Origin of the sequence: Blastococcus xanthinilyticus, assembly GCF_008124835.1 — a bacterium.
Lineage (GTDB): Bacteria > Actinomycetota > Actinomycetes > Mycobacteriales > Geodermatophilaceae > Blastococcus > Blastococcus xanthinilyticus.
The window spans coordinates 35,787-49,820 of sequence record NZ_VNHW01000009.1 but is presented as its reverse complement, the minus strand read 5'-3'; the positions used below and the strand labels follow the sequence as shown (position 1 = coordinate 49,820).

Sequence of the window (14,034 nt, the reverse complement as noted above, 5' to 3'; positions counted from 1 at the left end):
CATGACCAAGCGAGGTGGCCTCGGCCGCGGGCTCGCGGCGCTCATCCCCACCGGTCCCGCGCCGACGCCGACGCCGGCGCCGGCGCCGGTGGCGGACCGTGCCGAGGAGGACCAGCGCCCAGCCCCGCAGCCGGTCGCCCTCGAGGAGGGTGACGCCGGCGCCCCGGTGCCGGCCTCCCCGGTCAGCCTGGTGCCCGACCCGTCGACCGAGCCGGCGAGCGCCGCGGTGGGCGTTCCCGGCGCGCAGCTCCGCGAGCTCGCCGTCGACGACGTCGTCCCCAACCCCAAGCAGCCGCGGCAGGTCTTCGACGACGAGGCGTTGGAGGAGCTCACGCACAGCGTGCGCGAGTTCGGGCTGCTCCAGCCGATCGTCGTCCGCGAGGCCGCCGACGGCCGGTACGAGCTCATCATGGGCGAGCGCCGGCTGCGGGCGGCCCGCGCGGCCGGGCTCGGCACCGTCCCGGCGATCGTCCGGGACACCACCGACGACGCGATGCTCCGCGACGCCCTGCTGGAGAACATCCACCGGGTGCAGCTCAACCCGCTGGAGGAGGCCGCGGCCTACCAGCAGCTGCTGGAGGAGTTCGGGGCGACGCACGAGGAGCTGGCCACGCGCATCGGGCGCAGCCGCTCGCAGGTCACCAACACGATCCGGCTGATGAAGCTGCCGGTGAAGGTGCAGACGCGGGTCGCCGCCGGGGTCATCTCCGCCGGCCACGCCCGAGCCCTGCTGGGTCTGCACGACGCGGAGGCGCAGGACGCCCTCGCCACCCGCATCGTCGCCGAGGGGCTGTCGGTCCGGGCGACGGAGGAGGCGGTCGCCATGGCCGCCGCCGAGCAGCCGGCCGCCCGCCGCCGCGCTCGCAACATCAGCGCACCCGGCGTCGAGGAGCTCGGCTCGCGGCTGTCGGACATGTTCGAGACCAAGGTCAAGATCCAGATCGGCCGGGCCAAGGGCAAGATCGTCGTGGAGTTCGGATCGGTCGACGACCTGCAGCGCATCATCGGCGTCATGGCGCCCGACATCACCGGGCGCCGCCCGGAGGCCTGACCCACAGGTCGCACCCATTGTTTCGTCACAACGTGAACGGACTGGGGTGGCGGGACCGTCCTCCGGCCCGGCGATGACGGACACGCCGGACCCGATCAGAAACAGCTCGGTCTCGTCTTGTTCTGTACTCCGACCCTCGGTAGTTTCGCGCCACCGCAGGTGTCGGACAGATGCAGGTCGAGGGGAGCGCGTCATGAAGATCAAGACTGGTTCACGCCGCCGGAGGTTCGCGGTCGTAGGCACGGCCGTCGGGCTCGCCATGGGCGTGTTGGCAGTGAGCACGCCAGCGGTCGCCGCGCCGCCCGAGAGGCACTGTGCCGTCCTTCTCAGCAGCACCGAGGTGGACGCCAACGGCGACTCCGTCGTCCTTGCCGAAGCATGTGCGTCCACGCCGTCGCGGGCGACGGCGGCGATGCAGTCCCGGCAACGTGCCCAGGGCTCGGGTCAGGTTTCCGCGGCCGCCGCGTCGACGGTGCTCATGACCTGGTACGCGAACGACAACTACGTCGGAAACAGCACGCTGATCTACGGCTCGTCGGGCACGTGTGACTACACGGGCTACAGGGTGTCACCCAACTCGTACTGGAACAACAACATCCGGTCGATCCGTGGGGCGGGGAACTGCAACTACGTCGTGCTGACGGACATCACGACGAACCCCGACAAGGTCCGGACGTCCTGTCTCCCGATGGCGCGCCTGCCCTACGGCCTGGACCGCGTCTCACGGACCCAGATCGCCCGCAAGGACACCTGCCCCTGGCCCTGACCTCCGGTCGTGGCGGTCGTGCTCGATCCGGGTGTCCGGGTCGAGCACGACCTCACCGGGCAGCCGTGTTGGTGAGCAACTGGGTGAGGACCTCGCCCAGCTCGTGCCCGGCCGCCTCCACCGCCATGGGGAACATGGAGGTCTCGGTCAGCCCGGGAGAGACGTTCACCTCGAGGAAGTGGACCTCGCCGTCGGGGGTGACGATGGCGTCGGTGCGGGAGAGGTCGGCCAGGCCGAGTGCCTCGTGCACCCGCACCGCCAGCTCGGCCGCCCGGGCGGCGACGTCGTCGGGGAGGCGTGCGGGGGCGTGGTACTCGGTGAGGCCCGGGGTGTAGCGCGAGGTGTAGTCGAAGACGCCGGACTCCGGCTCGATCTCCACCGCCGGCAGCGCCTCGGGGCCGTCGCCCAGGTCGATGACGGCGAGCGCCAGCTCGACGCCCTCGACGAACCGCTCGACGAGCACGGTGTCGCCGTAGGCGAAGCAGCTCACCATCGCCGCGGGCAGGTCCTCCACGCGGCTCACCTTCTGCACGCCCAGGGCCGAACCGCCCGAGGCGGGCTTCACGACCAGTGGCAGACCGAGCCGGGCCACCATCAGGTCGAGCACCGCCCCGGCGCCCAGCTCGCGGAACGTGCTGTGCGGCAGCGCCACCCAGTCCGGCGTGGTGAGGCCGGCGGCGCGCACCACCGACTTGGCCGCCGGCTTGTCCCAGGCCAGCCGGCAGGCGGCGGCCGGGGAACCGACGTAGGGCACACCGGCCAGGTCGAGGACGGCGCGCAGGGCGCCGTCCTCCCCCGTCGAGCCGTGCAGCGCGATGAAGACGGCGTCGGCGGGGGCGGCGGCGAGCCCGGGCAGCAGCTCGGCGTCGGCGTCGCGCAGCTCGGCGTCCAGCCCGGCGCGGGTGAGCTCCTCGACCACCTGGGTGCCCGAGACGAGGCTGACCTCCCGCTCGAACGTCAGCCCGCCGGCGAGGATGACGGCGCGTAGCGGGTGCCGCTCGGCTGCGTCGGCGGGGTCGGTTGCGGGGGCCGTCTCGCTCATCACCGGTCCTCGTAGGTGTCGCTGTTGGCGGGGCCGACGATGGTGCCGGAGTCGGTGGACGGGGCCTCGTGGCCAGGGATGCCGCGCACGGCCCGGAAGCTGCCGGTGTCGACGCGGTCGAAGGTGGAGTGCAGGTCCAGCTCGGCCTCCACGACGCGGGCCAGCCGGCGCACGCCCTCCCGGATCTGGTCGGGCTCCGGGTAGCAGTAGGACAGCCGCATGTACTCCTGGCCGTTCCCGTCGGCGAAGAAACCGATGCCCGGCACGTAGGCGACGTGGGCGTTCACGGCCCGGGGCTGCATCTGCTTGGCGTCCAGCCCGGCCGGCAGCTTGAGCCACACGTAGAAGCCGCCCTCCGGCCGGGTCCACGCGGTGCCGGCGGGCATCAGGGCGGCCAGGGACTCCAGCGTCGCGTCGCGCCGCTCCCGGTACAGCTCGGTGAACGTCTTGATCTGCTCGCGCCAGGGCTGGGTGTCCAGGTAGCGGGCCACCGCGTACTGGGTCAGCGACGGCGGGCAGAGCACCTGCGCCTCGGTCGCGAGCACCAGCTTCTCGCGGACGGCGAGCGGGGCGAGCACCCAGCCGACCCGCAGGCCCGGGGAGAAGGTCTTGGAGAACGACCCGAGGTAGATGACCCGCTGGTTGTTGCGGGCCCGCAGCGCCCGCAGCGGCTCCCCCTCGAAGCCGAGCAGGCCGTAGGGGTTGTCCTCGATGACGAGCAGGTCGTGCTGCTCGGCGAGGGCCATGACGGCCTCGCGGCGCGGCTCGGAGAGCGTGACGCCGGCCGGGTTGTGGAAGTTCGGCACGGTGTAGAGGAACTTCACCCGGTCACCGTTGGCCCGGCAGTCGGCCAGCGCCTCCTCCAGCGCCTCCGGGATCAGCCCGTGCTCGTCCATGGCCACGTGCCGGACGCGCGCCTGGGCGGCCTGGAAGACGCCCAGGGCACCGACGTAGGAGGGTCCCTCGGCCAGGATGACGTCGCCGGGGTCGATGAAGACCCGGGTGACCAGGTCCAGGGCCTGCTGGGACCCGACGGTGACGACGACCTCGCTCGGAGAGGCGTCGGTGATCCCCTCCAGGGCCATGACGTCGCAGATCCGCTCGCGCAGCCGCGGGTCACCCTGCCCGGAGCCGTACTGCAGCGTCTGGGCGCCCATGCCCGACACCAGCTCACCGATCATGGAGCCGACGGCGTCCAGGGGCAGCGCGGTGACGGCCGGCATGCCACCGGCCAGGGAGACGACCTCCGGCCGGCTGACCACGGAGAACAGCGCCCGGATCTCCGAGGACTTCATCCCGTGGGTGCGGGCTGCGTAGCGGTCGGCCAGCGGGTCCAGCCGCGGGTGCCGCGGAACGACGTGGGGATGCGCACCGTGGGTCAGGTGCGTCCCCGGCTGACCGGGACCGGCAGGCGTGCCGGGCGGGGGAGTGACCACCTTCAGCAGTGTAGGCCCGACGATTCCCGCCCCGATGCGGGCCGCTCTACCTCTTGTCGGGCAGGACGAAGGTGCCGGTCGCCGGGTCCGCCTCGGCGGGCAGGTAGAGCCGCTGGACGGCGGCGAGGACGCCGTGCGCGATCGCGCTGCGGACCCGGGCGTCCAGGAGCAGCAGCCGGTCCACCGGGTGCGAGAGGTAGCCGCTGTCCAGCCGGACCGACGGCATCCGGGTCATGCGCAGCAGGTCCCAGGTCTTCGGGTGCGAGCCCAGGTCGAGCAGGCCGGTGCGGGCCACGACCTCGCGCCGGACCAGGTTGGCGAACTGCTCCCCCACGGTGGACGACGCACCCGAACCGGTGCCGTAGTAGTAGCTGGCCACCCCGCGGGCGTGCTCGGAGCTGTGCGCGTCCATGTGCAGGGAGATGAAGAGGTCGGCGCGGGCGTCGTTGGCGAAGGCGGTGCGCTGGGCGAGCTCGGGGCCCTGCGACCGGCCACGGGTGAGGTACACGGTGGCGCCCGCCGCCGCGAGCCGGCCCTCGACGCGCGAGGCGAGGTCGAACACCAGGTCGGCCTCGGTGGTCTCGCCCGCCGCGAACCCGGTGTCGGCGCCACCGTGCCCGGCGTCGACGACGATCCGCCGGCCGATCAGGTGCGGGCCGCTCTCCACGAACGAGGCGCTCTGCCGCAGCAGCTGCGGCCGCCCGCCGGTGACCTTGCGACCGAGCTGGCGCAGCGCCCGCAGGGTGGCCGGGCCGCAGGTGCCGTCGGAGGTGAGGCCGTAGTCGCGCTGGAACGCGCGCAGCCCCGCCTCGGTCTCCGCCCCCAGCATGCCGTCGGCCCGGCCGGCGTCGTAGCCCAGCTCCAGCAGCCGCTCCTGGAGGTTGGTGACGTCGTCGCCGCGCATGGGGCGCTCGGGGTCGTAGCGGAGCAGCCGGTCCCCCAGCGACCAGCGGGCCTCGCTCAGCGCCCGGTAGGTCTCCTCGCCGACCCGTCCGTCCACGGACAGGCCGCGCACCTGCTGGAAGTGGCGGACGGCGAGCTCGGTGGCCTCGTCGTACTCGGCGGACTCGAGGGCCGGTGCCTCCCCGTCGGGTGCGGTGGCCAGGAGGAGGCCCAGGCTGCGCAGCGCGGCGTGCACGTCTGCCACGGCCGGTCCGCGGTCCCCATGCCTCAGGGGTTGCATGCGGCTGTCGGTTCCCATCGTCATGAGATTGTCGTCTCTCTCCGCCCGGATGGCCTACCGGGGGCGGCGTCGTCCCCCGGACACGCCGAAGGCCCACCCGTCCGGCGGACGCGGTGGGCCTTCGGCATGCGGAGCGTGATCGAGAACCTGCCCGCTCGTCCCGCTCGCGGCGGGAGCCCGCAGGCCGGGCCCGTCCGGCGCGTCAGGCGATGTAGTCGGCCAGGTCGCTGAGGATGGCGCCCTTCGGCTTCGCGCCGATGATGCTCTTGACCGGCTTGCCGCCCTGGAAGACGGTCATCGTCGGGATCGACATGACCTGGTAGTCGCGAGCGATCTGTGGGTTCTCGTCGATGTTCAGCTTGGCGATGGTGAGCTTGTCACCGTGCTCGGAGGCGATCTCCTCCAGGACGGGGGCGACCATCTTGCACGGGCCGCACCACTCCGCCCAGAAGTCGACGAGCACGGGCTTGTCGCTGCCCAGCACGTCGTTCGCGAAGCTGGCGTCGGTGACGGTCACGGTGTTGCCTGCCATGGTCGTTCTCCCTCTCGGTCGACTGGCTCGTTGCTGCACTGGCTGGTGGCGCTGACGAGAAACGCTCGCCGGGTGCAACCGGCGAGCGGCGTCGGTTATGCCCGCGTCAGCGCTCGTCGAAGGTGTCGGCGAGCCACCGCTCGGCATCGATCGCGGCGGCGGCACCGGTGCCGGCGGAGGTGATCGCCTGCCGGTAGATGTGGTCGACGACGTCGCCGCAGGCGAAGACCCCGTCGATGTTCGTGCGGGTGCTCGGGTGGTCCACCTGGATGTAGCCCCCGTCGTCGAGCTTGAGCTGCCCGGCGAAGAGCTCGCTGCGCGGGTCGTGCCCGATGGCGACGAACAGCCCGCTCACCGGCACCGTCTCGGTGGCGCCGGTCGTGGTGTCGGTCAGCTCGACCGCGGAGAGGGTGTTCTCGCCCAGCACGTTGGTGACCTGCTTGCCCAGCGCCCAGCGGATCTTCTCGTTGTCCTGCGCGCGCTTGACCATGATCTTCGACGCCCGGAGCTCCTGGCGCCGATGCACCACGGTCACGCTCTTGGCGAAGCGGGTGAGGAAGGTGGCCTCCTCCATCGCGGAGTCGCCACCGCCGACCACCACGATGTCCTGGTCGCGGAAGAAGAAGCCGTCGCAGGTCGCACACGCGGAGACGCCGCGGCCGAGCAGCCGCTGCTCGTTGTCCAGGCCCAGGTACCGGTACTTGGACCCGGTCGCGACGATGACCGCGTGCGCCAGGTGCACCGTGTCGCCGACCTTGACGATCTTCGGGTCGGCGGTGAGGTCGACCTCGGTGACGTCCGACGGCACGAGCTCGGCGCCGAACTTCTCGGCCTGTGTGCGCATGTCGTCCATGAGCTGCGGGCCCTGGATCCCCTCGGGGAAGCCGGGGAAGTTCTCCACCTCGGTGGTCGTCATCAGCGCGCCGCCGAACTGCGAGCCCTCGAGGACCAGGGGGTGCAGGTTGGCCCGCGCGGCGTAGGTGGCAGCGGTGTAGCCGGCCGGACCGGAGCCGATGATGATCAGGTCCCGGACGCCGTCGTGCTCGGCCGGCGGGATCACCGGATCGACGATCTCCTCGGTGGTCACCGCGGGGCCGGGGGTGGGCTGCTGGTCACTCGTCACGGGCGGCACAACCAGGATGGTAGGGGGCCCATTCCCCGGCGACCCCCTCCCGGGGGTGGGCCGGGTGGTCCTCCGCGGGGTGCCCGGTCAGCCCGCGGCGCGGGTCTCGACCTCGTTCACCGAGGCGGCGAAGCCGTCGGGACCCTCCACCAGGCCGGTGAGCCACACCAGCACGTACCGGGCGGTCACCGGCTCGTCGAAGGCGAGGTCGGTGGAGTCGGCGAGCGTCCCGTCGGCGGCGACGGCGAAGTCCTCCAGCGTGGCGGTGGCCGACTCGCTGGTGCGCACCTCGACGGTCGCGCCGGGCGTCGCGCTCTGCAGGGTGACGCCGGACAGCTGCTGGGCGCTGCCCAGGTCGTAGACGACGCCCACGCCCGGCTTGAGGTTGCCGAAGGCCGGCGAGCCGCGGTACGTGAGCGTGGACCAGCCGGTGGCCGGGTCGCCGTCGTAGGTGAGCGGGACGTCGCCGTCGTTCTCCGGCTCACCGTCGCCGAAGGGGTCGAAGACCTCCGCGGCGGTGATCGGCACGGGGGCGCCGGCCGGCGCGCCGCCCTGGTCGGATCCTTCGGCCGGGGCGCTGCTCGAGGGCGGGGTGGATCCGGTGCCGTCCTCGTCCACCGAGTCGGCCACCGACAGGATGCTGGATCCGAACCACCAGGCCAGCGCGATGACCACGGCGAGGGCGAGCAGCGGGAGGCCGACGACGACGGCGCGGTGCCGGCGGGCGCCGTCCTCCTCGTCGGCCGGGTCGACGGCGTCCGCCTCGTACCCGTCGGCCTCGTACCCGTCGGCCTCGTAGGCCTCGGCCCCGTAGGCGTGCGACCCGTGCGCGCCGGCCGGGTACGTGCCGGCGTCGCCTGCGCCGAGCACGCCGAACGGCTCCTCGTCGTCGCGGTCGGGCCCCGGGACGGCGGCCGGCTGCGTGCCGGCGGGAACCGGCGGCGGCGGGGTCGCGGCGAGGGTGGGCCCGTCCGGGACCGGTCGCACAGGAGGCACGGGGGGCAGTGCGCCGGGCTCGAGCCGGACGGGCGCCTCGGCCCGGCCTCCCCAGGACCGACGGCGCCGGCCGCGCTCGCCGTCCTCCCCGCGGGGCGCGGTGATCGACTGCGTCGGGCCGGTGCGCGGGCGTTCGGTGAGCAGCGCGGCCATGGCGGCGACGCTCGACATCCCTTGGCCGGGCTCGGTGGAGCGGGCCCGGCGGGCCAGGGCGACGAGGTCGGAGGGGCCGGTGGCGGGGCGCGCGCCCGGGCCGACGCCGGTGAGACAGGCCTCCAGGAGGGCGCCGAGCGCCTTGATGTCGCCGTCCACGGTGCCCACCGCGGCGGGGACGGCCCGCAGGCCGACCAGCCCGTTGGGCCGCAGCACCACGTTCTCCAGGGTGAGGCCGCCCACGGCGAGGCCGACGCGGTGCGCCTCGGCGACGCCCTCGGCCAGCCGGCGCAGGACCAACCGCAGCTCGCGCTCGGGCATGGGCCCGGAGCTCAGCCGGTGCGCCAGCGTCTCGCCGTCGATCCACTCGTTGACGACGTACGCCGCCCCGGCCGCGCCGCCGTCCACGCTGCCCTCGGAGGCGTCGTAGACCATGGCCAGCGCCGGGGTGGCGAGACCGCCGGCGGTCAGCGCGCGGGTGATCCAGGCGTGCGCGGCCGGCCCGGCCGGGACGTGCACCCGGATGGCGACGTCACGGTTGAGCACCCGGTCCTTGGCCCGCCAGCTCTGGATGACGCCCGTCGGCGTGGTCTCGTCCGGGCCGAGCTGGTCCAGTGGCCGGTAGCGGTCGGGCAGGCCGGTGGTCGTTGACGCCATCGACACTGTCGACTCCCTGTGCTTCTCGAGCCGCCGAGGCGGACGCTCCGGCACGGACGGCGCCGGCCGGTCGTCCGGGTTCACCCGCGCCCCAGCCGGGCCCTGACCGAAGCCAGGGGCTCCCGGACCTCCGGAACACGGGCCATCACCAGGCCGACCAGTGCGACACCGCCGATGACCACGGTACCGATGAGCACCTGCAGGAGCGACCCTGCGGTCGACCGTCCGTGCAGGTCGCCGGTCACGATCTGGACAAGACCGCCGGCGAGACCCGCGACGAGGGCCACCGCGGCGATGCGGGCGACCGGGAGGAAGGTCTCGCTGGTGCGCAGGCCGCCGAGCTCGCGGCGCAGCGCGAGGTCGCCGATGACCCACCCTGCGACGTAGGTGAGGCTGGTGACCAGCATCAGCCCGGCCACGACGTGCTCGGGCTCGACGACGGCGGGCACCAGCAGGAGCAGCGGGACCCGGACGGCGACCATGCCCACCTGGATGAGGGTGGGCGTGCGCGCGTCCTTCATCGCGTAGAAGACGCGCAGCTGCAGCAGGGTCACCGCCATCGGGAGGAGCCCGAAGGCGCCCACGGCCAGCGCCGTGCCGATGGCGCGGGCCTCGTCCACCGACGTGTTGCCCCAGGCGAAGACCAGGACGCCGATCGCCGGGCCCAGGACCGTGAGCACGGCGGTGACCGGCAGCAGCCCGAGGGACGAGAGACGGGTGCCGAGCGAGAGGTCCTGCACGACCCCGGGGACGTCGGACCGGGAGGCCGCCCGGCTCATGCGGGGCACCAGCGCGGTCAGCAGCGCGACGCCGATGATCCCGTACGGCATCTGGAACAGCAGGCTGGCGTAGGAGAACGCCGCCGGCCCGAGGCCGCCCTCGAGCGCGGCGTCGTTGGCGATCCGGGTGGCGACCAGCACGCCGACCTGGCTCACTGCCACGTAACCGACCACCCACAGCCCCAGGGTCCCGGCCTCGCGCAGGCCGGTGTCCCGGAGACCCCAGCGGGGCCGGAGCGGCACCCCGACCTTGCGCAGCGAGGGCACCAGCACCAGCGCCTGCACGGCGATGCCCAGCAGCGTGCCGATGCCGAGGAGCCACACCAGGCCGGGTGCGATGGTGGCCGGCTCCAGCGAGCCGGGGCCGGCCGCGGCGAGGAAGACCAGGCCGGTCGCGATCACGACGACGTTGTTGAGCACCGGCGCCCACGCGGGCGGCCCGAACACGCCACGGGAGTTGAGCACCGCCTGGGCGAAGGCGCCGAACCCGTAGAAGACGATCTCCACCAGCAGGATGCGGGCCAGCCAGGTGGCCAGCCGGTACTGCTCGGGGTCCTCGTCGAGCCCGTAGAGCGCGGTCAGCAGGGGTGCGGCGAGCACGGCGGCGGCGGTCATCACCGCCAGGCCGGCCAGGGCGACGGTGGCCAGCCGCTGGGCGTAGCCCACGCCGTCGTCCCGGTCCCGCTCCTGGGCGTGCACGAGCAGCGGCACGATCACCGAGGTCAGGACGCCCCCGAGCAGCAGCTCGTAGATGATGTTGGGCAGCGTGTTGACGACGACGTAGGCGTTGGCCACCAGCCCGACGCCGAGGGCCGCGGCCAGCACCGTCGTGCGGAGCAGCCCGGTGATCCGGGAGACCAGCGTGGCGACCGCCATGGTCCCGGCGGCGCGGAGGATGCCACCGCTGGCGCCGGGGGCGCCCTCGCGGCGCTCGACGTCCTCGTCGGTCTCCTGCGCCGCCCGGGGGACCGGCGGGAGCACCGGCATCGCGAAGACCTGGGTCTCGTCCGCGGCCGGTACCCAGCGGTGCCGCAGCGGCGGCAGCGGCGGCACCGGGGTGGCCGCCCGGGGGCGGTCGGGGCGCCCGGGCGGCGGCGGGGGGACCGGCGGGCGTCCGGGCAGAGGCCGCACCGGCGGCGGGACGGCGCTGTCGGCGGCGGCCTCGGCCGGGCCGCCGTCACCGACGGGAGGGGCGGCGAAGACCGCGTCGCTGGGCGGGGTCGCCAGGTAGGGGGCGGGCGGCAGCGGCGACGGGGAACCCCACGCGCGCCGCTGCCCGGTGCGCGTCGGCGCCGGCGGCGGAGGCAGGCGGACCGGCCGCTGCGGGTGGTCGTCCGGCGCGCGGTCGTCGGGCGCGTGATCGCGCACCGGGTCCTCCGAGGAGGACCGGGACTGGTCGCTCACACGGGGCTCCGCACGGGGGGCGCCGGCAGGTCCGGCGCCGCCGCCACGTCCGCCGCGGCGGTCCCACGGCGCCGGCGGAGCACGAAGTGCACCAGCCGGCGGAGGAACAGCAGCCCGAGCAGCGAGGCCGCCCCGACGGTGATGAACAGCGAGATGGAGCCGTAGGCGGTGCTCTTGAGCTGGATCTCGACGGGGTCGCCGAGCGGCAGGCCCGAGGGGGTGGTGACCTGCGCGGTGACCGGGAAGCCGCCGGAGCGGTGCAGCTCGGCCGGGATCTGCAGGAGGGTGCGCTGCTCGGGCGCGAGGGTCTGCACGCCGATGTCCCCGACCACGATGCCGCGGTTGGCGGGGGTCTGGACCTGTAGGCGCACCTGCACCGGGAAGGGGAGCGGGTTGTCGACGGTCAGCACCAGGGGCGCGTCGCTGGAGGCCAGGCTGTAGGTGCCGTCCGCCGGCGCCACCACGGTCACCCGCTCGCGGAGGCGGGACACCGTGGCCCGGGCGTCGGCCGCGGCCGCGGCGAACTCCTCCGGGGCGGTCCGCCACAGGACCGAGGCCGTCCGGGCGAGACCGGCGTCGTAGGCCCGCAGCGCCGTCGCCGGGTCGCCCACGACCGCCGCGGCGAGGTCCTCGCGCGCCGCGACCGCCTCCCCCAGGGTGGCCAGCCCGGCGGCGTCGAGCCCGCCGTCGCCGTCCGCCGGGGCCAGGCCACCGGCGTCCGCGGCCGGCAGCGCGGCGAGCCCGGCCACCGTCCCCGGCCGGAGCCAGGGCAGGCCGGTGGCGTCGGAGATCATCGCCCCGGCGCCCTCGAGACCGGCCTCGAGGGCGCGGGGCGGGGCCACCAGCACCGTCTGCTCGGTGCCGGGGGGCGCCTGCATCGTCAGGGCGGCCAGCTCGGCCAGGTAGCGCTGCTCGGCGATGCGCGGCCCGCCGGCGGTCACCGCGGCCGACCCCACGACGGCGCCCAGGGTCTGGTCGGCGACCAGCACGTCCAGTTGCTCCTCGCCGGTGACCAGCGTGCTGCGGGCAACGGCGTCGGAGCCGTCCATGCCGACGGCGGAGTCGCCGTCGGTGAGCGCCTCGCTGTCCAGCACCACCCGCTCCACCCCGCCGGCGCGCAGGGTGTCCAGCGTCGCCGGGTCGAAGGAGCCGTCGGCGGCCCACGCCAGGTCGGTGACCGGGGTGACGTCCAGCACCTCGGCGAGGATCGCCGCCCCGGCACCGGTCTCCGCCGCCGGGGTCTGCGCCGGCCCGGTCGGAGCCGCCGTGCCGCCGTCCGTGGCCGGGTCCGGCACGGGCGCCGGGCGGGCCTGGGCGGTGCCCTCCGGCGTCCCGGGGAGGCTGCGGGTCACCACGTCGCCGAGACCGGCCGATGTCAGGCTGTCGGCGTCGACATCGCCGTAGGGCAGGGCGACCACCGGGTGGACGGCGGCGACCGCCCGGAGCCGCTCCAGGAAGGCCTGTGCCTCCTCGGTGCCGGTACCGGCGTCCTCGACCCCTCCGACGGCGTAGGGCCCGCCGGCCATGAGGGCCAGCGCTTCCACCAGGGCCGGATCGATGGCCAGGGTCACCGGCAGCGGGGGCGCGCCGTTGCCGCTCCCGGGCAGCCGCTCGACGACGGCGAGCGCGCGGTCGAGCCGGCCACCGGCGCTGACGCTCTCGGTGAGCTCGTCGTCGGCGAACGCCCCGGCCGCGGTGCGGTGGGTGCGCTCGGACAGCGGCCACAGCCAGGCCACGGTCGTCCGCGCCGTCGGCTCGACCGGCTGCTGGGCGAGGAAGGTCGCCAGCTCCCCCACCCGCTCGTCGTCCCCGCCGACGGTGCCGTTGACGTTGAACAGCACCGGGTAGACCCCGTCGGCGTCGAGCCGCAGCTCGGCGGAGTCCAGCGTGTAGCTGAACTCCTCGCTCTCCCCGGGTGCGAGCTCGAAGTCAAGAGGGGCGAACGCGGGCTGCACCGTGGTCGCCGGATCGGGATCCCGCACGGCCTCGGCCAGCGCGGGACGGTCGGTGCGGACGTCGCCGCGCTGCAGCCGCACCGCGAGATCGGTGATCGGCTCGCTGCCGGTGTTGGTCAGCGTGCCGGTCAGGGTGATGAGCGAGCCGGGCGTCACCGTGCGCGGTTCGAAGCGGGCGACGTCGATGCGGACCGGCCCGACGGTGGTGGCCGCCTCGTCCGGTGCCGCCGCGGGTGCCGTGACCGGTGCGGTCGTCCCCGGGGGAGCGGCCGGGGCCGCGGCCACGCCAGGTGCCAGGGCGGGCCCGGTCAGCGCGAGCGCGCCGGCCACCAGCGGGGCGAGCGCGGCCACGCGCCGGGCGGCGCCCGGCCGGGCAGGGGCGTCGGCGGCGGGGCGGCCACCGGCGCGGGCGGCAGCCGGCCGGGTCACGCGCTGTCGGCCAGGAGCCCGGGCGCCCGCTCGACCAGCGCCCGCTCGTCCGCGTAGGCCAGCCGGGTGCTCAGCTCGTCCAGGGGGACCCAGGCCACCTCGGTGACCTCGACGTCGGCATCGGAGAGGGCGCCGCCGACCGCCCGCAGCAGGAAGTGGTGCACCGTCTTGTGCACCCGGCGGCCCTCGGCGACGAACCAGAAGTCGATGATCCCCAGCGGGGCGACGACCTCGCCGATGATCCCGGTCTCCTCGGCCACCTCGCGGACGGCGGTGTCCTCGGGGGTCTCCCCCGCCTCGATGTGGCCCTTCGGCAGCGACCAGAGCAGTCGGCCGCGGCGGTCGGTGCGGCCGATCAGGGCGGCACGGGGCCCCGTCACGCCGTCGTCGGCCACCACCAGGCCCCCGGCGGAGGTCTCGTCGACCCGGCGCAGCCGGCGGCCCGGGCGCCCTCGCCCGCCCGTCCCAGCCATGCCAGGAGGGTAGCGCGCCACCGGCCGCGGCTCCGGGAGCAGCGCAGCGGGGAGC

At 74.7% G+C, this 14,034-nt stretch carries 11 protein-coding genes; 2 read left to right on the top strand and 9 right to left on the bottom strand.

The genetic code is table 11. The features are described from left to right. Position 1 precedes the first annotated feature (1 nt). Together BD833_RS14320 and BD833_RS14315 are read left to right on the top strand one after the other, a co-directional pair. On the top strand, positions 2 to 1,051 hold the full coding sequence (locus BD833_RS14320) for a ParB/RepB/Spo0J family partition protein (RefSeq protein ID WP_166533821.1): 1,050 nt from the start codon (positions 2 to 4) through the stop codon (positions 1,049 to 1,051). Positions 1,052 to 1,244: 193 nt separating this feature from the next. Beyond that, a complete protein-coding gene (locus BD833_RS14315) occupies positions 1,245 to 1,817 on the top strand; it encodes a hypothetical protein (protein WP_166533820.1) in 573 nt (190 codons plus the stop codon). Between the two features lie 52 nt (positions 1,818 to 1,869). Here BD833_RS14315 and BD833_RS14310 read toward each other — a convergent pair whose 3' ends face one another. The 9 genes from BD833_RS14310 to BD833_RS14270 all read right to left on the bottom strand — a co-directional run bounded on the left by BD833_RS14310 (position 1,870) and on the right by BD833_RS14270 (position 13,979). Then, positions 1,870 to 2,859 carry a D-alanine--D-alanine ligase family protein gene (locus BD833_RS14310; RefSeq protein WP_166533819.1) on the bottom strand — a complete coding sequence of 330 codons (990 nt, stop codon included), beginning with the start codon at positions 2,857 to 2,859 and terminating at the stop codon, positions 1,870 to 1,872. Further along, positions 2,859 to 4,295, bottom strand: coding sequence for an aminotransferase-like domain-containing protein (locus BD833_RS14305; RefSeq protein WP_243737671.1), 1,437 nt, complete (start codon positions 4,293 to 4,295; stop codon positions 2,859 to 2,861). The genes BD833_RS14310 and BD833_RS14305 overlap by 1 nt, the downstream gene beginning before the upstream one ends. 46 nt (positions 4,296 to 4,341) lie before the next feature. Further along, positions 4,342 to 5,442 carry an N-acetylmuramoyl-L-alanine amidase gene (locus BD833_RS14300; RefSeq protein WP_243737670.1) on the bottom strand — a complete coding sequence of 367 codons (1,101 nt, stop codon included), beginning with the start codon at positions 5,440 to 5,442 and terminating at the stop codon, positions 4,342 to 4,344. A gap of 238 nt (positions 5,443 to 5,680) precedes the next feature. Further along, positions 5,681 to 6,010 (bottom strand): thioredoxin, encoded by a 330-nt coding sequence (gene trxA, locus BD833_RS14295; RefSeq protein ID WP_166533818.1) that lies wholly within the window; start codon positions 6,008 to 6,010, stop codon positions 5,681 to 5,683. A 106-nt stretch (positions 6,011 to 6,116) separates the two neighbouring features. Continuing rightward, positions 6,117 to 7,142, bottom strand: coding sequence for a thioredoxin-disulfide reductase (gene trxB / locus BD833_RS14290; protein WP_243737669.1), 1,026 nt, complete (start codon positions 7,140 to 7,142; stop codon positions 6,117 to 6,119). Positions 7,143 to 7,220: 78 nt separating this feature from the next. Then, positions 7,221 to 8,939, bottom strand: a complete 1,719-nt coding sequence (locus BD833_RS14285) for a hypothetical protein (RefSeq protein WP_243737689.1) — start codon at positions 8,937 to 8,939, stop codon at positions 7,221 to 7,223. A gap of 80 nt (positions 8,940 to 9,019) precedes the next feature. Beyond that, a complete protein-coding gene (murJ, locus tag BD833_RS14280; protein ID WP_243737668.1) occupies positions 9,020 to 11,122 on the bottom strand; it encodes a murein biosynthesis integral membrane protein MurJ in 2,103 nt (700 codons plus the stop codon). Further along, a complete protein-coding gene (locus BD833_RS14275) occupies positions 11,119 to 13,506 on the bottom strand; it encodes a DUF6049 family protein (RefSeq protein ID WP_166533816.1) in 2,388 nt (795 codons plus the stop codon). Before BD833_RS14275 ends, murJ begins: the two co-directional genes overlap by 4 nt. Then, entirely contained in the window at positions 13,503 to 13,979 is a 477-nt protein-coding gene (locus BD833_RS14270) for an NUDIX hydrolase (protein WP_166533815.1), read from the bottom strand. Before BD833_RS14270 ends, BD833_RS14275 begins: the two co-directional genes overlap by 4 nt. Between the last annotated feature and the right edge of the window lie 55 nt (positions 13,980 to 14,034).